Genomic DNA, 20,451 nt, shown 5'->3' on the forward strand with positions numbered 1-20,451 from the left:
CCGTGAGCGGGCGGATCGCGCCGCTGCCGCCCGAGCGGGCGGCGGCCCTGGCCGAGGCCTACGGGCGCGCGGTCGCGTCGACCCGGCGGCGGAGCCTGGCATTCCTCGCGGTCGTCGCCGGGCTGCTGGTCCTGTCGGGCCTGATGGCCGAGGTGCGGCCAATGGTGCTCGCCGACAACATCGGCAACCTCACCGCCTATCTCGGCCGCATCCTGCCGCACCTGACCCTCGCCGACCTGCGCGGCGACCTCGCCGAATGGTACTGGGGCCTGCCGAAATGGGCGGCGCTCCTCGGCGAGACCCTGCTGATGGCCTATCTCGGCACGCTGCTCGGCGGCGTCGGCGCCTTCCTGCTGTGCTTCGGCGCGGCCGCGAACCTCGCCCGCACCCGCGCCGGCCGCTTCCTGACGCGCCGCGCCCTCGAGGTCCTGCGCACGGTGCCCGAGATCGTGTTCGCCCTGCTCTTCGTCATCGCCTTCGGCCTCGGCCCGATGGTGGGCGTGCTGGCGCTCGCCCTCCACACCACGGGGGCGCTCGGCAAGCTGTTCTCCGAGGTGGTCGAGAACATCGACATGAGGCCGGTCGAGGGGCTGACCGCATCGGGCGCCTCGCGGATCCAGGCGATCCGCTTCGCGGTGCTGCCGCAGGTGCTGTCGAGCTTCGCCTCCTACGGGCTGCTCCGCTTCGAGATCAACGTGCGCGGCGCCGGGGTGATGGGCTTCGTCGGCGCCGGCGGCATCGGCCAGGAGCTGCTGGTGGCGATCCGCAACTTCTACGACGCGGACGTGAGCGCGATCCTCCTGATGATCGTCGCGACGGTGATGGCGATCGACCTCGGCACCGAGCGGCTGCGCCACCACCTCATCGGGGCGGAGGGCGCGCGATGAGCCGGCCGCCGCGTCCCGTGGACGTCGCCGCCCTGCGCCGGCGCCACCCCGACGCGTTCCGGACCGCGTGGGGCGCGCGGCTCGCGACGCTCGCGACCCTGGCCGCCCTCCTCGGGCTCGCGGCGTTCGCGATGGTGCGCCTCGACTTCTCGGCCACCCGCATCGTGAGCGGCCTCGGGCGGCTCGCCGAGTTCTCGCTGATGATGCTGCCGCCCTCGGCCGGCGGCCGCTTCCCCGATTTCCTGCACGCGCTCGGCGAGACCCTGGCCATCGCCTTCCTCGGGACGCTGGCCGCGGCGCTGGTCGCCTTCCCGCTGGCGCTGCTCGCGGCCCGGAACGTGGTGCCGAACCCGTTCGCGCATTTCGCGGTGCGCCGCGGCCTCGACGTGGTCCGCTCGGTCGACGTGCTGATCTGGGCGCTGGTCTGGATCAACGTCGTCGGGCTCGGGCCGTTCGCCGGTGCGCTGGCCATCGCCTGCTCCGACGTCGGGGCGCTCGGCAAGCTGTTCTCGGAGGCGGTCGAGACCGTCGATCGCCGCGACGGCGAGGGCGTCGCGGCCTCCGGCGGCGGCGCGCTCCACCGCATCCGCTTCGGCCTCGTGCCCGCCGTCCTGCCGGTGCTCGGCAGCCAGGTGCTGTACTTCTTCGAATCGAACACCCGATCGGCGACGATCATCGGCATCGTCGGCGCGGGCGGCATCGGCCAGTACCTGAGCGAGTTGATCCGGGTGCTCGAGCTGCAGCAGGTCGCCTGCCTCGTGCTGATGATCCTCGTCGCCGTGGCGGCGATCGACGCCGTGTCCGGCCGGCTGCGCCGGGCGCTGATCGGCGGGCCGGCGCGATAGGCCGGGTGCCGCCTTCTTACAGGAAGCGGCCGGGGTCGAACGGCGCCAGCGGGATCTCGGGCGCCTCGCCGCCGACGAGCTGGGCGACGAGGCGCCCGGTGCGCGCCGACCCGACGAGGCCGACATGGCCGTGGCCGAAGGCGTAGACCACGTCCCCGGTGCGGCGGGCGCGGCCGATGCAGGGCCGCCCGTCCGGCATGCTCGGGCGATGGCCGAGCCACATCCGGATCCGCTCGGCCGGCACGGTCGCGGGCAGGTCCGGGAACATGCCGGTCAGGTGGTCGCGCAGGATCTCGGCGCGCTTCCAGTTCGGCGCCGCGTCGAGCCCGGCGAACTCGACCTGGCCCGCCGCGCGCAGGCCGCCGTCCATGGCGTTGACCACCATCTTGGCGTCCGAGGCCATCACCGGGGTGCGCGGCCCCGCCTCGGCGCCGGCGATCATCACGTGGTAGCCGCGCTCGCTCTCCAGCGGCAGCCGGTCGCCGAGGCTCGCGGTCAGCGCGCCCGAGCGGGCGCCGGCGGCGACCACCGCCCGGTCGCACGGGATCGCGCCGGCCTCGGTCTCCACCGCGACGAGCCGACCCGCGTCGAGGCGGAACCCGGTGGCGCGGGTGCGGGCGTAGGTCGCGCCGCGGGCGCGGGCGAGGTCGGCGAGCCCGGCGACGTAGCCGCCCGGGTCGCGGCAATGGCCCGCCTCCTCGACCATCACCCCGAAGGTGTAGCGGCGATGCAGGGTCGGCTCGCGCTGGCGCAGCTCGTCGGCCGAGAGCTCGAGCCATCGCACGCCGACCGCGCGGCGGATCGCCCAGGCCGCGGCGTCGGCCGCGAAGGCCGCCCGGTCGGGATAGACGTGCAGCAGGCCGCGCCGCTCGATCAGGTGGCCGAGGCCGGCCTCCTCGGCGAGGCCGGCATGGAGGCGGGGCGCATCCGCCAGCAGGGTGCGCATCGCCCGCGCCGTCTCGGTGATCTGCCGCCCGGTGCGCGCCGCCCAGATGTAGCGCACCAGCCAGGGCAGCACCCGGGGCAGGTAGCGCCAGCGGATGGCCAGCGGCCCGAGCGGGTCGGCGAGGTAGGACGGCACGCGCTTCCAGATGCCGGGCTCCGCCGGCGGGATCACCGAGTGCGACGAGAGCCAGCCGGCATTGCCGTAGCTCGACGCCTGCTCCCCGCCGGGCACGCCCGGATCGACCACCGTGACGCGATGGCCGGCGCGCAGGCATTCGAGCGCGCTCACGGTCCCGACCGCCCCCGAACCGATGATCACGACGTGGCGGGCCGATGGCTCGGTCATGGGTTGCGTATCCTGCCGGGGGGCGCGTGCGCCTCGCATCCGGGGTCAGTAGTCAACCCGGGCACCTGCGAGCAACGCCGCCCTCGGCGGCCCTGCCCATGCCGGGGAGCATGAGGCGTCGCCTTGCGCCGCGACGCGCTTGCTTCGAAGGCTGCCGACGAGGGAAGGGAAATTCCTTACCTCAAGCGGCCGAGGCCGCGATGGGTCCCCTCGTACGAGAGCGCAGCAAGATCACCGCGAAGGGCCAGACGACCGTCCCGAAGGCCGTGCGCCAGGCCCTGGGCGTCAGCTACGGCGGCGAGATCGCCTACGTCGTCGACGAGGGCGGCGTGCGCCTCACCCGCGTCGAGGTCGAGGAGGCGGACCCCGTGATCGAGGGATTCCTGGCCTTCCTCGCCCAGGACATGGCGCGCCGGCCGCAGGCCATCACGCCCTTCCCCGCCGATCTGATGGAGCGCATGTCGGCCCTCGCCGAGGGGATCGACGCCGATCCCGGCGCGGACATCGACGGTCCCGTGGCGCTCTGATCGATGACGGTCGTCGGCGCGTGGACGATCTTCGCCCATCCGCTGCTGCTCGACCAGCTCGAGACGCTGACCGCCGCCGTGGAGAGGGCCGAGGCCGACGACCCGGACGGGTACCGCAGGACCGCCAACGCGAAGCTGCTCGCGGTCTTGCGGAGATTGATGTTCGAGACCGTCCCGCAGGACCCGTCCCGGGCCGAGTACCGCCAGGGCGCCCCCCTCGGCGCGTCCCGAAAGCATTGGTTCCGGGCCAAGTTCGGCAACGGCCGCTTCCGCCCGTTCTTCCGCTACGACAGCCGGACCAGGATCCTGATCTATGCGTGGGTGAACGACGCGGAGACGCTGCGCACCCACGGCGCGAAGACCGACGCCTATGCCGTGTTCGAGCGGATGCTCGACATGGGCCATCCCCCCGACGATTGGGCGACGTTGCTCGCGGCGGCGTCCGCAGGGCCGCCGAAAGCGCGCCTGAAGACCGCAGCAGCGAAATAGCCGACCGACGGTCCGCAAGGGCGCCCCTGCCGGGCGCTTCGCGCGCAGGAGCGGCACTCAGGCCCGGTTCAGTCCCTCGTCGCGGCCGGCGGCATCGCCGCTAATCCACCACCAGCTCGACCCGGTCGGCGACGAACACGGAGGCCGCGGCCAGGATGCGTTCGCCGGCGGCGTCGACGTTGACGCTGGCGACCGTGAGCAGGGTCCGCCCCGGCGCCACGTCGAGGCGGCTGGCCTCCTCCGCGGTGGCGGCGCGTGCCCCGATCCGCGTCGAGAGGCGGGTGTAGTCGGCGATGCCGAACCCGGCGAAGGCGCGGGTGATCGAGCCGGAGGCGGCGTAGGCCTCGGCGAAGCCGGCGAAGCGCGGCAGCGGCAGGGCGATCCGCGCCGCCGAGATCGGGGCGTCGTCGGCCCGGTGCAGGGTCAGCATCTCGATCACCGGATCGCCGGCCGCGAGCCCCAGGGCCTCCGCCGTCTCGAGGCTCGCCGGCACCGTCGCCGCCGCGACGAGGTCGCCCCAGGCCTGGCGGCCGGCCCGGGTGACGATCTCGGAGAACCGGGTGCGCGGCCCGATCGGATAGGGGATCGGCCCCGGCTCGACGAAGGTGCCGCGCCCCTGCGTCGCCCGCACCAGGCCGCGCTCGGCCAGCGTCCCGAGGGCGCGGCGCACGGTGTGGCGGTTCACCCCGAACCGGGCCGCCAGCGCCGCCTCGGTGGGAAGCTGGCTGCCGGCCGGAAATTCGCCGCCCGCGATCGCGCCGCCGATCGCGTCGGCGATCTGGCGCCACGCGGCCAGGCCCGCGCCGCGCTCGACGGGGCCGGCGCGGGCGGATGTCACCGGGGTGTCGCTCGCCTCGTCCATGACGGATCGCATCGTCCCTTGCGTCCACGATTGGATTTATCTATACCTATAGACAAATCGGAGGCCTTCGAACGCGAATGCCGCGCGCCAGCCAAACAGCACCCGACCCGGCAACGCCAGAGGTCGAAGCCCGTCGCGCCGCGATGGCGCGTGCCGGGGCGGCCTCGCTCGCCGAGCTCGAGGCCGTTCTCGCCGAGACCGGGCTGTCCTGCGAGGCCGAGGATCTGCGCGCGCCCGAGACCGGCCTCGTCATGGCGCGCGGCCGCATCGGCGGCGACGGGCGCGCCTTCAACGTCGGCGAGGCGACGGTGACCCGGGCGGCGGTGCGCCTGCCCGGCGGCGAGACCGGCTTCGCCTACCATCTCGGCCGCGACCGTCCGCGCGCCCGGCTCGCCGCCATCCTCGACGCGCATTGGCAGCACCCGGCGCGGCGCGGGGCGGTCGAGGCCGCCCTGGCGGGGATTGCCGAACGCCGCGCCTCGGAAGCGGCCGCCGCGGCGCGAAAGATCGCGGCGACCCGGGTGAACTTCTTCACCCTGGCGCGGGGCGAGGATTGATGGCGCTCGCCCGCGGCTTCGCCGACCCGGTCCACGACGCGCAAGGGGCGTTCCGCACGCTGATGGACGCGCTCGCCCGGCCGGGCCGCATCGGGCGGTTCGCGAGCGACCTTTCTCCGCCCGCCCCGCTCACGCCGGAACTCGCCGCCGTCGCGCTGGCGCTGACCGATGCCGACACGCCGGTCTGGCTCGACGCGCCGCTCGCCGCGAACCCGGCGGTGGCCGCGTTCCTGCGCTTCCACACCGGCGCACCGATCGTCGCCGAGCCCGCCGACGCGGCCTTCGCGCTGATCGCGGATCCTGCCGCCTGCCCACCCTTCGCGGCGTTCGCACAGGGCTCGCCCGACTATCCCGACACCTCCGCCACCCTGGTGCTAGCCCTCGACCGCCTGTCCGAGGATGGCGCCGCCTTCGAAGGCCCCGGCATCCGCGGCCGCATCCGGCTCGCCGCCGCGCCGCTGCCGGCGGACTGGCCCGCGCGCCTTGCGGCGAACCACGCCGCCTTCCCGCGCGGGCTCGACCTCGTGCTCACCGCGCCGGGCGTCGTCGCCGGGCTGCCGCGCTCGTCGCGGCCCGTCCCTTCGCCCGCCCCTTCGCCCGTCCCTTCGGAGGCGTAGACCGATGTACGTGGCGGTGAAGGGCGGCGAGGCCGCGATCGACAACGCCCACCGGCTGCTCGCCGAGACGCGCCGGGGCGACCCGTCGGTGCCCGACCTCACCGTGGCGCAGATCCGCGAGCAGATGCGGCTGCTGGTCGACCGGGTGATGACCGAGGGCTCGCTCCACGATCCGGATCTGGCCGCGCTCGCCCTCAAGCAGGCCCGCGGCGACGTCGTCGAGGCGGTGTTCCTGGTCCGCGCCTACCGCACCACCCTGCCGCGCTTCGGCGCCACCCTGCCGGTGGAGACCGGGGCGATGGCGGTGTCGCGCCGGGTCTCGGCGACCTTCAAGGACCTGCCCGGCGGGCAGGTGCTCGGCCCGACCTTCGACTACACCCATCGCCTGATCGACTTCTCGCTCGCCGAGGGCATGGCGCCCGAGCCCGGCGCGGAGGCCGAGCCCGGCGCGGACGCGGCCGCCTGCCCGCGCGTGACCGACCTGCTCGGCGAGGCCGGCCTGATCGAGCCGTCGCCCCGGGACGAGGGCGCCCCCGTCGGCGACCTGACCCGCGAGCCGGTCGACTACCCGGCCGACCGTGCGGTCCGGCTGCAGACGCTGGCGCGGGGCGACGAGGGCTTCGTGCTGGCGCTGGCCTACTCGACGCAGCGCGGCTACGGCCGCACCCATCCCTTCGTCGGCGAGGTCCGCTTCGGCACCGTGGCGCTGGAGCTCGTCCCCGAGGAGCTCGGCTTCCCGGTGCAGCTCGGCGCCGTGGCGATGACCGAGTGCCAGATGCTCGCCCAGTTCCACGGCGGCGGCGACGTCCCGCCCCGGTTCACCCGCGGCTACGGGCTCGTCTTCGGCCAGGGCGAGCGCAAGGCGATGGCGATGGCCCTGGTCGACCGATCGCTGCGCGCGGCCGAGCTCGGCGAGGCGCTGGTCGCCCCGGCGCAGGACCAGGAATTCGTGCTCGCCCATTGCGACAGCCTGCAGGCGACGGGCTTCGTCGAGCACCTCAAGCTGCCACACTACGTCGACTTCCAGGCCGAGCTGGAGCTGCTGCGCCGCCTGCGCGCCGAGCACGCCGCCGCGCGGACGGGAGAGTCCGGGCCGGACGAAGCACTTCGGGAGGCCGCCGAATGAGCACGCCCGCCGCGCGGCCGGAGACCGGCTACAACTTCGCCTACCTCGACGAGGGCACCAAGCGGATGATCCGCCGGGCGATCCTCAAGGCGATCGCGATCCCCGGCTACCAGGTGCCCTTCGCCGCCCGCGAGATGCCGATGCCCTACGGCTGGGGCACCGGCGGGGTCCAGGTCACCGCCGCGATCCTGGGGGCGTCCGACGTGCTCAAGGTGATCGACCAGGGCGCCGACGACACCACGAACGCGGTCTCGATCCGGCGCTTCTTCTCGGCCACCGCCGGCATCGCCACCACCACGCGGACGGTGGAGGCCACGGTGATCCAGACCCGCCACCGCATCCCGGAGGCGCCGCTGAGGGAGGGCCAGATCCTGGTCTACCAGGTGCCGATCCCGGAGCCCCTGCGCTTCCTCGAGCCGCGCGAGACCGAGACACGCCAGCTCCACGCGCTCGCCGAGTACGGGCCGATGCACGTCAAGCTCTACGAGGACATCGCCCGCCACGGCCACATCGCCACCACCTACGCCTACCCCGTCGAGGTCGCGGGCCGCTACGTCATGGACCCGTCGCCGACGCCGAAGTTCGACAACCCGAAGATGGACGACTGCCCCGCCCTGCAGCTCTTCGGCGCCGGCCGCGAGAAGCGCATCTACGCGGTGCCGCCCTACACGCGGGTGCGCAGCCTCGACTTCGAGGACCATCCCTTCCAAATCCAACGCTTCGACCGCCCCTGCGCCCTGTGCGGGGCGGACGACGCCTACCTCGACGAGGTCGTCCTCGACGATGCCGGCGGGCGGATGTTCGTCTGCTCCGACACCGATCATTGCGAGGACCGGCGCCGGTGCGGGTTCGGGCCGGCGGCTCCCCCTCCCCCCTCTGCGGGGGAGGGGGAGCCGCGGAGCGGGTCGGGAGAGGGGAGCGCGGTATCCGGCACTGTCGCTCCCCTCTCCCGACCCTCGCTCACGCGAGGCCCACCCTCCCCCGCACCCAAGTCGGGCCTGCCCGACTTGGGCACACGGTGTGCGGATCTCGGGCAAGTCCGAGATCCGCCGGGGGGAGGGAAGAACGGAGCGGAGGAACGATCATGACCGCCCCCCTGCTCACGGTCTCCGGCCTGACCAAGCGCTACGGCGCGCGCACCGCCTGCGACGGCGTCGGCTTCACTTTGGAGGCGGGCGAGGTGCTGGCGGTGGTCGGCGAATCCGGCTCCGGCAAGTCGACCCTGCTCGGCCTGGTCGCCGGCGAGGTCGCGGCGGATGCGGGCTCGGTCGCCTACCGGATGCGCGACGGCGCCAGCCGCGACCTCGCGACCTTGAGCGCGGCCGAGCGCCGGGCGCTGATGCGCACCGACTGGGGCTTCGTGCGCCAGGACGCGTCGCAGGGCCTGCGCATGGCGGTCTCGGCCGGCGGCAACGTCGGCGAGCGGCTGATGGGGGTCGGCGAGCGCCATTACGGCCGCATCCGCGCCACCGCCCTCGACTGGCTCGGCCGCGTCGAGATCGCCGCAGACCGGATCGACGACCCGCCGACGCGGTTCTCCGGCGGCATGCGCCAGCGCCTGCAGATCGCCCGCAACCTCGTGACGAGCCCCCGCCTCGTGCTGATGGACGAGCCGACCTCGGGCCTCGACGTCTCGGTGCAGGCGCGCCTACTCGACATGGTCCGCGGGCTCGTGGCCGAGCTCGGGCTCGCGGTGATCATCGTCACCCACGACCTCGCCGTCGCCCGCCTGCTCTCGCACCGGGTGCTGGTGATGCGCCACGGCCGGGTGATCGAGACCGGGCTGACCGATCAGGTCCTCGACGACCCTCGGGCCGCCTACACCCAGCTCCTCGTCTCCTCGGTGCTCGCCGCATGACCCCGCCGCTGATCGCCTTCGAGGACGTGGGCAAGCGCTTCACCCTGCATCTGCGCGGCGGCACGGTGCTGCCGGTGATCGCGGGCGCGAGCCTCGCCGTCGCGGCGGGCGAGTGCGTGGTGCTCGGCGGCGCGTCCGGCACCGGGAAATCCTCGCTCCTGAAGATGGCCTACGGCAATTACCGCTGCGAGCACGGCGCGATCCGGATCTGGGACGGAGCCCGCACGGTGGACGTCGCCACGGCCGAGCCGCGCGCGATCCTGGCCCTGCGCCGGCACGTCGTCGCCTACGTCTCGCAGTTCCTGCGCGTGATCCCCCGCGTCGGCGCCCGCGCGATCGTCGAGGCGGCGGGCATCGAGGGCGGCCTCGCCGCCGATGTGGCGCGCGCGCGCGCCGCGGCGCTGCTCGCGCGCCTCGACCTGCCCGAGCGCCTGTGGGACCTGCCGCCGGCCACCTTCTCGGGCGGCGAGCAGCAGCGGGTGAACATCGCCCGCGGGTTGATCGCCGACCGGCCCCTCGTGCTGATGGACGAGCCGACCGCCTCGCTCGATGCCCGCAACCGCGGCGTCGTGATCGCGCTGATCCGCGAGAAGCGGGCGGCGGGCGCGGGCATCCTCGGCATCTTCCACGACGCCGACGTACGCGAGGCGGTGGCGACGCGGATCGTGGACGTGGCGGATTTCCGCGCGCCGATCGCGGCATGAGCGGGCGCGGCATGAACGGGCGCGGCATGAGCGGAGACGGCGGAGCGATGGCGGACCGGGTCGAGATCCTCGAGAACGCGCGCCTCGTCCTGGCCGACCGCGTCGTCGACGGCTGGCTCGCGATCGTGGACGGCCGCATCGCCGAGCACGGCGCGGGCCGGGCGCCGGAGCGCGGCCGGGACCTCCGCGGCGACCACCTCGTCCCCGGCCTGGTCGAGCTGCACACCGACCACCTGGAAAGCCACTACGCGCCGCGCCCCGGCGTGCGCTGGCATCCGCTGGGCGCCGTGCTCGCCTACGATGCGCAGATCGCCGCCTCGGGGATCACCACCGTGTTCGATTCGCTGCGCGCCGGCACCGACCCGGACGGCAGCGGCCTCGGCTCCGAGCTCGACGCGCTGGCGCAGGCCATCGCCGACGCGCGCGCCGCCGACCTGTTCCGGGCCGAGCACCGGACGCACCTGCGCTGCGAGATCCCGTCGGCCGACGTGATCGACACCGTCCGCGCCTTCGTCCGGCGTCATCCCGTCGGCCTGATCTCGCTGATGGATCACACGCCGGGGCAGCGGCAGTTCCGCGACATGGCGAAGTATTATCAATATGCCGGCCGCGGCGGCCGGCCGATCGAGGCGATCCGGGCCGGCACCGAGCGCAAGATCCGCGACGGCGCCGCGCTCAACGCCCGCAACCGCCCGATCCTCGTGGCGCTGGCCCGGGAGCAGGGCATCCCGCTGGCGAGCCACGACGACACGACGCTGGCCGACGTCGCCCAGTCGCGGGCCGAAGCGGTCGCGCTCGCCGAGTTCCCGACCACCCGCGAGGCGGCCGAGGCTTCGCACGCGGCCGGCATCACCGTGATGATGGGCGCGCCCAACCTGATCCGCGGCGGCTCGCATTCCGGCAACGTGGCGGCGCACGCTCTCGCCGAGGCCGGCCTGCTCAGCATCCTGTCCTCCGACTACGTGCCGGCGAGCCTGCTGATGGCGGCGTTCCAGCTGCCCGAGCGCGTGCCCGGCATCGACCTGGCCGCCGCCATCGCCACCGTCACCGCCAACCCGGCCCGCGCCACCGGCCTCGACGACCGCGGCCGGATCGCGCCCGGCCTGCGCGCCGACCTCGTCCGCGTGCGGACGGCGCAAGGGGTGCCCGTCGTCCGCGAGGTCTGGCGCGCCGGCGCGCGGGTGGTGTGATGGCGGGCGGCTTCGTCCTCGTGGTCGGCCCGAGCGGGGCCGGCAAGGACACGGTGATCGCCGCCGCGCGGGCGCAGCTGGCCGGCGACCCGCGCTTCGTCTTCCCGCGCCGCCTGGTGACCCGGCCGCCCTCGGCGCACGAGGACAACGCCGAGATCGCCGAGGCGGAGTTTTCCCGCGCCGCCGCGGCCGGCGCGTTTCCCCTGCATTGGCGCGCGCACGGCCTCGGCTACGCGATCCCGGCCGAGGCGCTGACCGAGGCCGAGCAGGGGCGGGTCGTGGTGTGCAACGTCTCGCGCCGGGTGATCGAGGCGGCGCGCCGGACGCTCCCCGGCGTCCACGTCGTGGCGATCACGGCCGCCCCCGAGATCCTGGCCGCACGGCTTGCCGCCCGCGGCCGCGCCGAGGACGGCGACCTTGCCGCGCGCCTGGCCCGCGCGGTCCCGGCGGAGGCCGACGACACCGTCGCCAACGACGGCGACCGCCGCGTCGCGGCGGCCGGCTTCGTCGCGATCCTGCGCGACCGCGCCGGACGCCGCTGACCGTCTCGACGCGGCGGCCGGCGACGCGCCGTGGCCGCCGGCGAGAGCCTGGACAGGTCTTTCGATGGGCAGGCAACCAAGCGGCGGTCGATCGGTTATTCGGGCCACCATCTGCATTGGGAAAGAAGTCGACGCCATGCCGAACCGTCTCACCCTCACCGCCGGCCTGATCGCCGCCGGCCTGCTCGCCGCTCCGCTCGGCCTGACGCATGCGGCCAAGGCCGAGTCCGACCAGAAGGAGTTCCAGCTCGCCAAGACCACCAAGGTCGGTCTCGCCCAGGCGCTGACCACGGCCGAGGCCCAGGGCGAGAAGGGCCGCGCCATCGACGCGGATTTCGAGAAGGCGGACGGCAAGAACCCGACGCATTACAGCATCAAGGTCGTCTATCCGGACGGCAAGCTCGTCGAGTACGGCATCAATGCCGACAGCGGCGCGCTCTACAAGACCGAGAACCAGCCGATCGAGCGGTACTTCACCCGCCTCAAGCCGGCCGATTTCCAGAACGCCACCACGTCGTTGAAGGACGCGCTGACGATCGCCGAGCAGAAGGCGGGCGGCGGCAAGGCCTACGAGGCCGAGGTCGAGCGCGACGGCAAGTCGGTACAGTACGAGATCAAGGTGGCGCTGGCCGACCGCGAGCAGACCGTGAAGGTCGGCCCGAACGGCAAGGTCGTCGGCGACTGATCGCCCCGGTGCGCGGCGCGGCGCCGATCGGTGCCGCGCCGATCCGCGGATCGTGATACGGGGTCTGCCGGAGGCCGGATCGATGGCGGACCCCGAGCTCAGATCTGAACGGCCGCGAGCCATGCTGCGATGAACCCGACCGCCGTCGCCGTCATGCTCGGCATCGCCACGGGCGCGATCTCCCTGCTCGTGTTCGCGATCGTCGACGGCCACCCGCTGCTCCTGGCCAGCATGGTCGCCGTGTTCATCGCGATGTTCGTGCGCTGGGGCTGACGCGCCCCCTCGTCCCGGCAGCCGTCGGCTTCGAAGACCCCGTCGATCCACCGATCTGTGGGTGCGGCGTCGGCCGCGACAGGGCGGAGCTTCACAAGGCTGTCACGCTGCTATTAGACTAAGCCCCGATGGAGAGGGCCTTTTCGTCACTTCGCGAAGGGCTGGGATCGACCGGATTGGCACCCGGACCCCGCCGCGAGCCGGATGTATCCGCCCCAGCCGGTCGCCGACCGCGCCCGGCGCGCCACGCGTGTCCCATGCCTCCGGCCGAGACGGTGCCGCCGCCGGGCCGCCGGATCCCGCGCCCGGACGCACGAGAGCCCCATCCCCCCGTCGACCCTGTCCTCGGGACAGCGCGCAATGTCGATCTCGCGCGTTGTCCCGTATGGCTTTCGTTCGAAGAGTCGCGCCGATGATGGATCTCCAGACCCTCGTCCTCAACGCGGATTACCGGCCGCTCTCCTACAACCCGCTCTCGTTGTGGAGCTGGAAGGACGCCTTCACCGCCCTGTTCCTCGACCGCGTGACGCTGGTGGCGAGCTACGACGTCGAGGCGCGCAGCCCGAGCCGGGCGCTCCGGGTGCCGAGCGTGGTGGCGCTGAAGAACTACGTCACGCTGGCCCGCAGCCCGGCCTTCACCCGCTACAACATCTACCTGCGCGACAGCTTCTCGTGCCAGTATTGCGGCCTGCGCCTGCCCTCGGGCGGCCTGACCTTCGACCACGTCAACCCGCGCTCCCGCGGCGGGCTCTCCACCTGGGAGAACGTCGTCGCCGCCTGCAGCCCGTGCAACCTGCGCAAGGCGAACCGCACCCCGCACGAGGCCGAGATGCCGCTGCTGACCGAGCCGCGCCGCCCGACCCGCTACGAGCTGCACCACCGCCAGCCCGAGTTCGACCACCGCGACTACCACCACACCTGGCTCGACTACCTGTACTGGGACAGCGAGCTGGAGAGCTGATCGGGAAAGGAGCGCGCATCCGGTCTCATCGGCACCGGCCGACGGGACCGCGTGGAGCGTGCGTCCTGAGACGCGTTCGGGCCGGTTCCCTGGCCGTGATCGGGCTCCGAGACGGGAGCGCCGAGGCCGATCCGGGCGCCGCGCGGCCATGTCGACTTCACGATGTCGTCGGTGTAGGGCCCCTGCTCCTGCGTGAAAGCTGTATCGGCACGGCCGAGAACGGCCAGGACGGCAACCCAGCAAAGCCGATGCACCCGCATCATCCGAGTTTCCTCCGAGGTCGAGGGCGAACCCTGGGCTGACCGGGTTCAGCCGAGCGGATCGGCAGCGGTTCCGTCGCCCCCCGGAGGCCGGGTCCGGTCGCGCACCGAGCGAACCGCGGCGCGGTGGCGCGCGTTCGAGCATCGACCGGACCGATCCGGGACGACCTCGAGGATGGAACCGGCATGGCAGAACCGACCCGCATCGTGATCGTCGGCGGCGGCATCGCCGGGATCACGGTGGCGACCGGCCTCGGTCGCCGCCTCGGCCGGAGCGGGGCGGCGCAGGTCACCCTGGTCGACCGGGCCCTGTCCCATGTCTGGAAGCCGATGCTGCACACCTTCGCCGCCGGCACCGCGCTGCCGGACCGGCAGAAGCTGAGCTTGCTCGCGCAGGCCAAGGCCAACCATTTCCGCTTCCGGCTCGGCTCGCTGCAGGCCGTCGACCGTGCCGCGCGGCAGCTGACCCTCGCCCCCTTCGACGCGGAGGGCGCCGGGGCGGCCCTCGCGCCGACGCAGCTCGGCTACGACGTGCTGATCCTCGCCCTCGGCAGCCGCGCGAACGATTTCGGGACGCCGGGCGTGGCCGAGCATTGCGCCACGATCGACGACCTCTCCGACGCGGAGGCGCTGCACCGGCGCCTGCGCGGGCAGGTGCTGGCGGCGCTGCGCTCGGAGGCCAGCCTGCGGATCGCCATCGTCGGCGGCGGCGCCACCGGCGTCGAGTTCGCGGCCGAGCTGAAGCACGCCGTCGACGTGATCGCCGGCTACGGCACCGGCGCCTTGCGCGAAAAGCTCCGCCTCACCCTGATCGAGAGCGGCCCGCGCCTGCTCGCCGCCTTCCCCGATCGCGTCTCCCGGGCCGCGGCGGCCACCCTGGCCGATCTCGCGGTCGACGTGCGCACCGGCGCCCTGGTGACCGGCGCCGACGCCGCGGGCTTCACGCTGAAGGACGGCGGACGGATCGAGGCCGACATCAAGGTCTGGGCCGCCGGGGTGCGCGCGCCCGCCGTGCTCGCCCGGATCGAGGGGCTCGACCGGTCGCGCACCGGCCAGCTCGTGGTCGGCGACACCCTCCAGGCCACGCGCGACCCGGCGATCTTCGCGCTCGGCGACTGCGCCGCCTGCCCGCAGCCCGGCGCGGAGCATCCGGTGCCGGCGACCGCGCAGGCGGCCCACCAGCAGGCCCGGCACCTCGTGCGCCATTTCGAGGCGTGGCGGCGCGGCGGCGCGATGGCGCCGTTCCGCTATCGCGACAAGGGCGCGCTCGTGTCCCTGGCCGACTACAACGGCTGGGGCACGCTCGGGTGCTACACCTTCGGCGGCGGCCGCCTGCGCGGCCTGTTCGCGCGGCTCGCCCACGACCTGCTCTACCGCCGGCACCAGGTCGGCCTGCTCGGCCCGTTCCGCGGCGCCCTCGCCTGGCTCGCCGATGACCTCGCCCATGCCGTCGGGCCGCCGGTGCGGCTGGATTGAGACGCCCGGTTCCGGGATCGGCCGGGCGGGCACGTCCCCGTGCGACGTCGAGCCTGCCGTCGGCCGGCCGCATTCCGGCGTCGGACCGGCTTATGCCGGCCGCTCTCCATCGTGCGGAGACGGCGCGATCAGGCCGGCCGGCACGGCGGGTGAACCGGGGCCGGATCGGGTGCCGCGGGGGGGGCGTGTCGCGGGTCAGCGGTCCAGGGGCTGGCCGTCGCGGGGCGTGATGCCCTGCGAGCGCAGCTGTTGGTTCTGGTCGTTGATCTGGATCGGGTCCACGCGACGCTGCGGCGCGCCCGGCAGCGTGATCGACGGACCGGCGACCGATTGCGCGGCAGCGGAGGGCGGGCACAGCAGCTGGCAGATCGGCACGTTGTCGGCGGTCGAGGAGCATCGCGCGACGGCGGTTCCCTGGACACAGGCGCAGCTGCACAGGGCGAGCGCCGGGACGGGCGCGATCATGATGGCAAGCGCAAGGATGACGGTTCGCATGTCGCTGGTCCTGGGTGGCGCCTCCGGAGCCTAGAGCATCATTTCGCCCGAGGCGCCATCATCCCCCATCCGCGAGGCCGACGGGGATCCGAGCCCGAGGATCGCACGGACCGAAGCGGCGCCGGCATCTCGTGGAGCGATCCGCGACGCCGGTCGCCGAGGCGCTTCCGAAGATCGAACGCCCGCTGGGTCCGACGACCCGCCCCGAGCCGTCGTGACGATTGGTGGGCGGTGAGGGACTCGAACCCCCGACCCTCTCCGTGTAAAGGGGAAGTCATATAACGGCATTAGCAATCGGGGCGCAGCTTTGAGCAGCGTTTCGCTATAGGACCCTCTCTTACATTGTGGCATAAGCGTGCATTCGATGGCGCTCGATATCGAGCGTTTGCACCCCCAGTGCGCCCCGAGATACGCCATGGCCCGTCGCGCCGACGCCTCTAACCTCGTTCGGCTCACCCGTCCCGTGGTCGCGAAGCTCACGCTTGATGCTGGGCAGAGGGAGCGGGTTTGGTGGGACGCCGAGATGCACGGCTTCGGCTACCGGCTTCGCGGGGATCGGGGGACATGGGTGACACGGCCGCCCCGCGGGGGCGGGCGGTCATCCCTCATCACCCTCGGTGCCGCGGCCCTGATCGACCTTGCCGATGCCCGGAGGCTCGCGCGCGAGCAACTGGCGAAGGCCGCGCTCGGCCAGGACACGCGGGGCGCGCGACGTGCTGAGCGCGCCGAGCGGACGGCGGCGGCCTTGACGGTGAAGGATGCCTTCGCTCGATACTCTGCCGACGCTCAGGCGCGGCTCCGGCCCTCCACGCTCGCGAACCTCCGCACGCACCTCGACGGGCACTGGAGCGGGCTCCATGCCCTGCCCCTGGCCTCGGTGCGCCGGGCGGACGTGGCCGAGCAGCTTCGCAAGATCACCAGCGGGTCGGGTCCGCAGGCCGCCCTTCGGGCACGTCGCACGCTCTCGACGGTCTACGTGTGGGCGATTGGCGAAGGCCTAACTGAAAGCAACCCGGTGGTTGGCACGAACGCACCGGCCGTCGAGGTGCGCCGCGAACGGGTGCTCACCGACGATGAACTGGCAGCGGTGTGGGCGGCCTGCCCGCCTACCAACGACTTTGGGAGGATCGTCCGGTTGCTCATCCTCACGGGCGCCCGGCGTGACGAAGTGGCAGGCCTGCGCTGGAGCGAGATCGATACGGCCGGAGAGGTGTGGCGTTTGCCGGCGGCCAGGACAAAGAACAAGCGCCCCCATGAGGTGCCGCTGAGCCCCGCCGCGCTGGAGGTATTGGAGGCGGCACCGCGGCTCGTTGGCCGGCCCTACGCCTTCGGGACTGGCCAGGGGCCGTTTTCAGGCTTCAGCCGTGCCAAGGCACGGCTAGACGAACAGCTCGGTTTCGCGGAGCCGTGGCGCGTCCACGATCTGCGCCGTACGGCGGCCTCGGGCATGCAACGGCTGGGCACGTCGGTGGAGGTCGTGGAAAAGGCTCTGAACCACGTCTCAGGCACGTTCGGCGGGATCGTCGGCGTCTATCAAAGGCACGACTACGCGGTTGAGAGGCGGGCCGCGCTAGACGCATGGGCGGCCCATGTCTTGAAACTGGCGGAACATCACTTTGCTGCCGCCAACTGACCTCCAGACAGAACTCTAGCAGAGTTTGGATGGCAATCTTTGCTCTTGCCTGATGCTATCTGAGCCGCTATGTCGGTCGGAGTTCCAGTTCAATTCTGACCTGCCAAATCTGGGTGCAGGCGGCGATCAGGCCTTCGCGATAGCGGCGGGCCGAACCCCAGGCTTCTCCGAGCCTCAGACTGGACCTTCGCATGCCTCAGAGCATCGCCACGGGCGAGAGCCGCCCGACCGACAACCATGTCATTCGCTTCAAGACCGCGTGCATCGAGGCCGGCGTCAGCGTCGCCACAATGCGCCGATACCTGTCGGCCGGGCGTGGCCCCCGCCTTGTGCGCCTGAGCGAGCGCGTACACGGGTTCCGACGCGGCGATCTTGACGCCTGGATCGAGAGCCGGATCGCCGGGTAAGCCGCAAATGCCGGCCGGCAGATCGTCGGCCGGCTAAAAGGCTAAAAGCTTCCCCTAATCCTTAGGGGAGCAAATTTGCGCAAATAAGCTCTCAACGCCACCTCCTGACTTGCGAATACTAACGCAAGCAAGAAGGTTACAAGATGGACAAGGTCAAGAACTTCCTCACCCGGAGCGAGGTGAAGGAGCGCACCGGCTGGTCGCTGAACTTCATCGACAAGCGACTGCCCCGCACCAAGATCGGCGGGAAGGTGCTGATCAAAGCCGCCGTCGTCGAGCGTGTGCTGAACGGGGAGAGCCCCGATGCGTGAGGCACAGACGATGACCGATCTACGGCTCGACTTCGGCCGCCCCGCACTGCCGGCAGACGTAGCTCTGATCTACGGCGACCCATCGGTGCTGGAGGGCCGGTGCATGGCGATCCTCCAGCATCTGTCTCGGATCACCCGGCGACGGGCGAGCGCGCTGGCCGGTGCGGTGCCGGTGCTGGCCAGCCTGGCGCGCTGCTACCTTCTGGAGCAGCGAGCGCAGGGGACGACCGGCGTCAGCGTCGGCAGCCCGGCATCAGGCGTGTCTGTCCACTTCCTGATCTACGTCCTCGACCACCTGCCGGCCGGTCTCTGGCCGCGCGAGCAAGGCGTTCTGCGGACACTGATCGACGGCGCCATCGCGACGTGGCGAGAGGCCAACCCGGGTGTCACGCCAGAGCCGGTTGTGGTCGGCATCGGCATCGTGTGATTTGGGGGGGGACAAAAAGAGCGTCGCCTCTAACTAAGCCTATGTTCAATATATCTTTTCTTATTTTTCCTTCCCTTTGAAGGGATCAAAAAGTGGGGGGGGGGGGAACTGAAGTCAAATCGGACCATCGTAGGAGCTGAACATTGCAGCAATGTACGGTCGTACATTGCTGCAATGTTCGAGAAAAATAGCATAGCGAATTGCCCTGTAGATCCCCCCCCAACTCGGCGGCGGTAAATAGCTGAAAAGAAAGGCCTAGGCCGCCAATGTCCCCCCCCAAAATGCGATCGGAAGACCTGCCGGGATACCTGCGGAAGCGGATTGAGATCGACGCCGGCCGCGAGGATGCGACGTGCTGGCACTGGACCGGAAAGTTCAAGGCGGCTCGGCAGCGATACCGGCCATATGCTTCGGCACTTAAGCATCCCGAACTGCGGCAGCACACCGGCCGGTTCACCACCGAGGCCGGCATGCCGAAGGTTCGGCTTCCCGGCTCAGGGAAGGAAGAGGATGCTCACCGGCGTATCTACGGCGAGGCAACGCTGACCCCGATCTGTGATGTGCCGACGCTGCAACGATGCGCGAACCCGCGATGCGTCAGCCCGTGGCACGTCGTGCCGGGCGTCCTAACGGCCGCTCAGCGGAAGCGGCTGGTGACAAAGGCACAGCCGGCGGCCGAGCCGGTGGCCGAGACGCTCACCGACGATGAAATGATGGCGCTTCTGAAGGCCGTGGACGGCGGCGAGGGCGTGGCCACATGGGTGAGCAAGGACAGCGCGGCCGACGAGGCTGGCATCCCGCGCGAGCAGCTCACCGACGAGGTGTGGAACCGCTACTGCATCGAGAACCCGGAGGACGATGATGCTTGATGCTGTTGCTAATAAGAACATCCCCAAGGCTAGTCTGGTATCCCTACCGCTGGCATCCGAGGCGGTGTTCACGGGCTACTTCCCATGGTCGCCCATCAGCACCACCAACCTCACCAAGTTCCTCAATGTCGACCGGGGGAACTGGGGAACTTGGCGCAATCGGGGGCTTACGCCAGAGCCGTTACCGGCCAGCTGGTTCCGGCGCGCCAGCGGCAGTCCGATCACCTACAGGATCGATAGCATCCGCGATTGGCTCGCCCGGCGGACCGGCGAACGGTACGATGCCCTGGCCGACTGGGCGGACTGCCTCTGCACCGATTTCGAGACCTCGCTTACCGAAGCCTCCGCGATCCGTACACACGCCGCGATGTACGCTCGGGCCGCCGGACCGCATGTCGGGGACGTGACGTTCACGGCGTTGGGGTTCGAGAGCTACGTCCGGTCGCTGGCGCCGGGCCGGGCCTAGTCTGGCCAAGGCAACCGGCGGGCAATTCCGAGGCTTATCGGGCGGGGAACTCAGTCGCCGGGCACCGGGCGGGCTACACGGCCAGCCCGGTGCCAATCTCTGATACGGTCGAGCCTGGGAGCGCCGTCCCGCGACGGTCGCTTCTGCCCACTCGGCGATGGCACAAAACTCCGAGAGCCGGCAGCTCGTATCTCCCGTTCGGGCATGGCTGGCACCGAGGTAGGTTGATGCCGAACCGACCCTAAGGTTAGCGAGGATGGCTCAGGATCGGCGGGACGGATGAAATGATGGGTAGGGTACGCTCGCGGCTGAAGGGCCTGCTGGTGCTCCTGTTTGCGGCTGCCGCGGTGCAGCTTATGCACTGGACTGGCGTGGATGATCCGGCTGAGAGGGTGTTCGTTGCCGCTGTCGTTGCAACGGTCGTTGTGGTCGCCCTAACGTGGTGACGCTCTGGGCGCTCAAACGACTGCGCGTGCTCGAACGCGGACCACGCAGATACAACCGCTGGGATGCGGCCAACGCTTGCCTTAAAAACCGTGGGTGGGTGACAGAGGCTCCTTGTGAAGGCGATCCAGGTAAACGCCTGATCACGATCACGCCTAGGGGGCGAGCTGCTTATGCGGCTGCCGGTCATACTGAACGCCAATCACCTCCACTGCTATAGACCGGGGCAGGACCACCGTGTCACGGCGG

The 20,451-nt window shown here is 71.8% G+C and carries 24 protein-coding genes and 1 pseudogene; 22 read left to right on the top strand and 3 right to left on the bottom strand.

The features are described from left to right. Positions 1-2 precede the first annotated feature (2 nt). Entirely contained in the window at positions 3-887 is an 885-nt protein-coding gene (gene phnE / locus MKK70_RS25145; protein WP_243950614.1) for a phosphonate ABC transporter, permease protein PhnE, read from the top strand. Next, positions 884-1,732, top strand: coding sequence for a phosphonate ABC transporter, permease protein PhnE (gene phnE / locus MKK70_RS25150; protein WP_147843794.1), 849 nt, complete (start codon positions 884-886; stop codon positions 1,730-1,732). Before phnE (MKK70_RS25145) ends, phnE (MKK70_RS25150) begins: the two co-directional genes overlap by 4 nt. Before the next feature lie 16 nt (positions 1,733-1,748). Here the strand turns inward: phnE (MKK70_RS25150) and MKK70_RS25155 are convergent, their stop codons facing one another. Then, positions 1,749-3,023, bottom strand: a complete 1,275-nt coding sequence (locus tag MKK70_RS25155; RefSeq protein ID WP_243938128.1) for an NAD(P)/FAD-dependent oxidoreductase — start codon at positions 3,021-3,023, stop codon at positions 1,749-1,751. Between the two features lie 200 nt (positions 3,024-3,223). Between MKK70_RS25155 and MKK70_RS25160 the strand changes: the two genes are divergently transcribed. Both MKK70_RS25160 and MKK70_RS25165 read left to right on the top strand, forming a co-directional pair. After that, positions 3,224-3,550: a type II toxin-antitoxin system PrlF family antitoxin gene (locus tag MKK70_RS25160; RefSeq protein ID WP_147843792.1), complete on the top strand. Its 327-nt coding sequence runs from the start codon at positions 3,224-3,226 to the stop codon at positions 3,548-3,550. 3 nt (positions 3,551-3,553) lie between these two features. Next, the gene (locus MKK70_RS25165) at positions 3,554-4,039 is read left to right on the top strand and encodes a type II toxin-antitoxin system YhaV family toxin (protein WP_243950616.1); all 486 of its coding nucleotides are present in this window, start codon (positions 3,554-3,556) and stop codon (positions 4,037-4,039) included. A gap of 100 nt (positions 4,040-4,139) precedes the next feature. Here MKK70_RS25165 and phnF read toward each other — a convergent pair whose 3' ends face one another. Next, positions 4,140-4,901, bottom strand: a complete 762-nt coding sequence (gene phnF / locus MKK70_RS25170) for a phosphonate metabolism transcriptional regulator PhnF (protein WP_243950618.1) — start codon at positions 4,899-4,901, stop codon at positions 4,140-4,142. 77 nt (positions 4,902-4,978) lie between these two features. On the opposite strand from phnF, the gene phnG reads away from it, so the two are divergent. From phnG to MKK70_RS25230, 12 genes and pseudogenes are all read left to right on the top strand, one after another. After that, entirely contained in the window at positions 4,979-5,458 is a 480-nt protein-coding gene (gene phnG / locus MKK70_RS25175) for a phosphonate C-P lyase system protein PhnG (RefSeq protein ID WP_279603797.1), read from the top strand. Then, entirely contained in the window at positions 5,458-6,075 is a 618-nt protein-coding gene (phnH, locus tag MKK70_RS25180; protein ID WP_243950620.1) for a phosphonate C-P lyase system protein PhnH, read from the top strand. The genes phnG and phnH overlap by 1 nt, the downstream gene beginning before the upstream one ends. A gap of 4 nt (positions 6,076-6,079) precedes the next feature. Continuing rightward, on the top strand, positions 6,080-7,201 hold the full coding sequence (locus MKK70_RS25185) for a carbon-phosphorus lyase complex subunit PhnI (protein WP_147844170.1): 1,122 nt from the start codon (positions 6,080-6,082) through the stop codon (positions 7,199-7,201). Continuing rightward, positions 7,198-8,088, top strand: a pseudogene (locus tag MKK70_RS25190) (alpha-D-ribose 1-methylphosphonate 5-phosphate C-P-lyase PhnJ); the annotation flags it as partial. The gene MKK70_RS25185 and the pseudogene MKK70_RS25190, both read left to right, overlap by 4 nt. A gap of 197 nt (positions 8,089-8,285) precedes the next feature. Beyond that, positions 8,286-9,059, top strand: a complete 774-nt coding sequence (phnK, locus tag MKK70_RS25195; protein WP_243950624.1) for a phosphonate C-P lyase system protein PhnK — start codon at positions 8,286-8,288, stop codon at positions 9,057-9,059. Further along, positions 9,056-9,763 (top strand): phosphonate C-P lyase system protein PhnL, encoded by a 708-nt coding sequence (gene phnL / locus MKK70_RS25200; protein WP_243950626.1) that lies wholly within the window; start codon positions 9,056-9,058, stop codon positions 9,761-9,763. Before phnK ends, phnL begins: the two co-directional genes overlap by 4 nt. A gap of 47 nt (positions 9,764-9,810) precedes the next feature. Continuing rightward, a complete protein-coding gene (locus MKK70_RS25205) occupies positions 9,811-10,953 on the top strand; it encodes an alpha-D-ribose 1-methylphosphonate 5-triphosphate diphosphatase (RefSeq protein ID WP_147729705.1) in 1,143 nt (380 codons plus the stop codon). Continuing rightward, complete coding sequence (phnN, locus tag MKK70_RS25210; protein WP_243950627.1) at positions 10,953-11,495, top strand: phosphonate metabolism protein/1,5-bisphosphokinase (PRPP-forming) PhnN; 543 nt, start codon at positions 10,953-10,955, stop codon at positions 11,493-11,495. Before MKK70_RS25205 ends, phnN begins: the two co-directional genes overlap by 1 nt. A 136-nt stretch (positions 11,496-11,631) precedes the next feature. Further along, entirely contained in the window at positions 11,632-12,180 is a 549-nt protein-coding gene (locus MKK70_RS25215; RefSeq protein WP_243950629.1) for a PepSY domain-containing protein, read from the top strand. 129 nt (positions 12,181-12,309) lie between these two features. Next, on the top strand, positions 12,310-12,453 hold the full coding sequence (locus MKK70_RS25220; protein ID WP_187274846.1) for a hypothetical protein: 144 nt from the start codon (positions 12,310-12,312) through the stop codon (positions 12,451-12,453). A 412-nt stretch (positions 12,454-12,865) separates the two neighbouring features. Continuing rightward, positions 12,866-13,414, top strand: coding sequence for an HNH endonuclease (locus MKK70_RS25225; protein WP_147729215.1), 549 nt, complete (start codon positions 12,866-12,868; stop codon positions 13,412-13,414). A gap of 446 nt (positions 13,415-13,860) precedes the next feature. Next, positions 13,861-15,150, top strand: coding sequence for an NAD(P)/FAD-dependent oxidoreductase (locus MKK70_RS25230; protein WP_243950631.1), 1,290 nt, complete (start codon positions 13,861-13,863; stop codon positions 15,148-15,150). Positions 15,151-15,345: 195 nt separating this feature from the next. Here MKK70_RS25230 and MKK70_RS25235 read toward each other — a convergent pair whose 3' ends face one another. Further along, the gene (locus MKK70_RS25235; RefSeq protein WP_243950633.1) at positions 15,346-15,645 is read right to left on the bottom strand and encodes a hypothetical protein; all 300 of its coding nucleotides are present in this window, start codon (positions 15,643-15,645) and stop codon (positions 15,346-15,348) included. A gap of 415 nt (positions 15,646-16,060) precedes the next feature. On the opposite strand from MKK70_RS25235, the gene MKK70_RS25240 reads away from it, so the two are divergent. From MKK70_RS25240 to MKK70_RS25265, 6 genes are all read left to right on the top strand, one after another. Further along, positions 16,061-17,278 (top strand): tyrosine-type recombinase/integrase, encoded by a 1,218-nt coding sequence (locus tag MKK70_RS25240; protein WP_243950635.1) that lies wholly within the window; start codon positions 16,061-16,063, stop codon positions 17,276-17,278. Between the two features lie 191 nt (positions 17,279-17,469). Next, on the top strand, positions 17,470-17,685 hold the full coding sequence (locus MKK70_RS25245) for a helix-turn-helix transcriptional regulator (RefSeq protein WP_243950637.1): 216 nt from the start codon (positions 17,470-17,472) through the stop codon (positions 17,683-17,685). Between the two features lie 143 nt (positions 17,686-17,828). Beyond that, the gene (locus tag MKK70_RS25250; RefSeq protein ID WP_243950639.1) at positions 17,829-17,996 is read left to right on the top strand and encodes a hypothetical protein; all 168 of its coding nucleotides are present in this window, start codon (positions 17,829-17,831) and stop codon (positions 17,994-17,996) included. Next, positions 17,989-18,423 carry a hypothetical protein gene (locus tag MKK70_RS25255; RefSeq protein WP_243950640.1) on the top strand — a complete coding sequence of 145 codons (435 nt, stop codon included), beginning with the start codon at positions 17,989-17,991 and terminating at the stop codon, positions 18,421-18,423. Before MKK70_RS25250 ends, MKK70_RS25255 begins: the two co-directional genes overlap by 8 nt. A gap of 281 nt (positions 18,424-18,704) precedes the next feature. Beyond that, positions 18,705-19,292 carry a hypothetical protein gene (locus tag MKK70_RS25260; RefSeq protein ID WP_243950642.1) on the top strand — a complete coding sequence of 196 codons (588 nt, stop codon included), beginning with the start codon at positions 18,705-18,707 and terminating at the stop codon, positions 19,290-19,292. Next, positions 19,282-19,758: a hypothetical protein gene (locus tag MKK70_RS25265; protein ID WP_243950644.1), complete on the top strand. Its 477-nt coding sequence runs from the start codon at positions 19,282-19,284 to the stop codon at positions 19,756-19,758. The genes MKK70_RS25260 and MKK70_RS25265 overlap by 11 nt, the downstream gene beginning before the upstream one ends. Positions 19,759-20,451 lie beyond the last annotated feature (693 nt).

The sequence above is a fragment of the Methylobacterium sp. E-041 genome (genome assembly GCF_022829665.1).
Taxonomy (GTDB): domain Bacteria; phylum Pseudomonadota; class Alphaproteobacteria; order Rhizobiales; family Beijerinckiaceae; genus Methylobacterium.

Bases quoted from the DNA above. Each gene is read 5' to 3' on its own strand.
- phnE (WP_147843794.1), top strand. From the start codon at position 884: ATGAGCCGGCCGCCGCGTCCCGTGGACGTCGCCGCCCTGCGCCGGCGC.
- MKK70_RS25155 (WP_243938128.1), bottom strand. From the start codon at position 3,023: ATGACCGAGCCATCGGCCCGCCACGTCGTGATCATCGGTTCGGGGGCG.
- MKK70_RS25160 (WP_147843792.1), top strand. From the start codon at position 3,224: ATGGGTCCCCTCGTACGAGAGCGCAGCAAGATCACCGCGAAGGGCCAG.
- MKK70_RS25165 (WP_243950616.1), top strand. From the start codon at position 3,554: ATGACGGTCGTCGGCGCGTGGACGATCTTCGCCCATCCGCTGCTGCTC.
- phnF (WP_243950618.1), bottom strand. From the start codon at position 4,901: ATGGACGAGGCGAGCGACACCCCGGTGACATCCGCCCGCGCCGGCCCC.
- phnG (WP_279603797.1), top strand. From the start codon at position 4,979: ATGCCGCGCGCCAGCCAAACAGCACCCGACCCGGCAACGCCAGAGGTC.
- phnH (WP_243950620.1), top strand. From the start codon at position 5,458: ATGGCGCTCGCCCGCGGCTTCGCCGACCCGGTCCACGACGCGCAAGGG.
- MKK70_RS25185 (WP_147844170.1), top strand. From the start codon at position 6,080: ATGTACGTGGCGGTGAAGGGCGGCGAGGCCGCGATCGACAACGCCCAC.
- phnK (WP_243950624.1), top strand. From the start codon at position 8,286: ATGACCGCCCCCCTGCTCACGGTCTCCGGCCTGACCAAGCGCTACGGC.
- phnL (WP_243950626.1), top strand. From the start codon at position 9,056: ATGACCCCGCCGCTGATCGCCTTCGAGGACGTGGGCAAGCGCTTCACC.
- MKK70_RS25205 (WP_147729705.1), top strand. From the start codon at position 9,811: ATGGCGGACCGGGTCGAGATCCTCGAGAACGCGCGCCTCGTCCTGGCC.
- phnN (WP_243950627.1), top strand. From the start codon at position 10,953: ATGGCGGGCGGCTTCGTCCTCGTGGTCGGCCCGAGCGGGGCCGGCAAG.
- MKK70_RS25215 (WP_243950629.1), top strand. From the start codon at position 11,632: ATGCCGAACCGTCTCACCCTCACCGCCGGCCTGATCGCCGCCGGCCTG.
- MKK70_RS25220 (WP_187274846.1), top strand. From the start codon at position 12,310: ATGAACCCGACCGCCGTCGCCGTCATGCTCGGCATCGCCACGGGCGCG.
- MKK70_RS25225 (WP_147729215.1), top strand. From the start codon at position 12,866: ATGATGGATCTCCAGACCCTCGTCCTCAACGCGGATTACCGGCCGCTC.
- MKK70_RS25230 (WP_243950631.1), top strand. From the start codon at position 13,861: ATGGCAGAACCGACCCGCATCGTGATCGTCGGCGGCGGCATCGCCGGG.
- MKK70_RS25235 (WP_243950633.1), bottom strand. From the start codon at position 15,645: ATGCGAACCGTCATCCTTGCGCTTGCCATCATGATCGCGCCCGTCCCG.
- MKK70_RS25240 (WP_243950635.1), top strand. From the start codon at position 16,061: ATGGCCCGTCGCGCCGACGCCTCTAACCTCGTTCGGCTCACCCGTCCC.
- MKK70_RS25245 (WP_243950637.1), top strand. From the start codon at position 17,470: ATGCCTCAGAGCATCGCCACGGGCGAGAGCCGCCCGACCGACAACCAT.
- MKK70_RS25250 (WP_243950639.1), top strand. From the start codon at position 17,829: ATGGACAAGGTCAAGAACTTCCTCACCCGGAGCGAGGTGAAGGAGCGC.
- MKK70_RS25255 (WP_243950640.1), top strand. From the start codon at position 17,989: ATGCGTGAGGCACAGACGATGACCGATCTACGGCTCGACTTCGGCCGC.
- MKK70_RS25260 (WP_243950642.1), top strand. From the start codon at position 18,705: ATGCGATCGGAAGACCTGCCGGGATACCTGCGGAAGCGGATTGAGATC.
- MKK70_RS25265 (WP_243950644.1), top strand. From the start codon at position 19,282: ATGATGCTTGATGCTGTTGCTAATAAGAACATCCCCAAGGCTAGTCTG.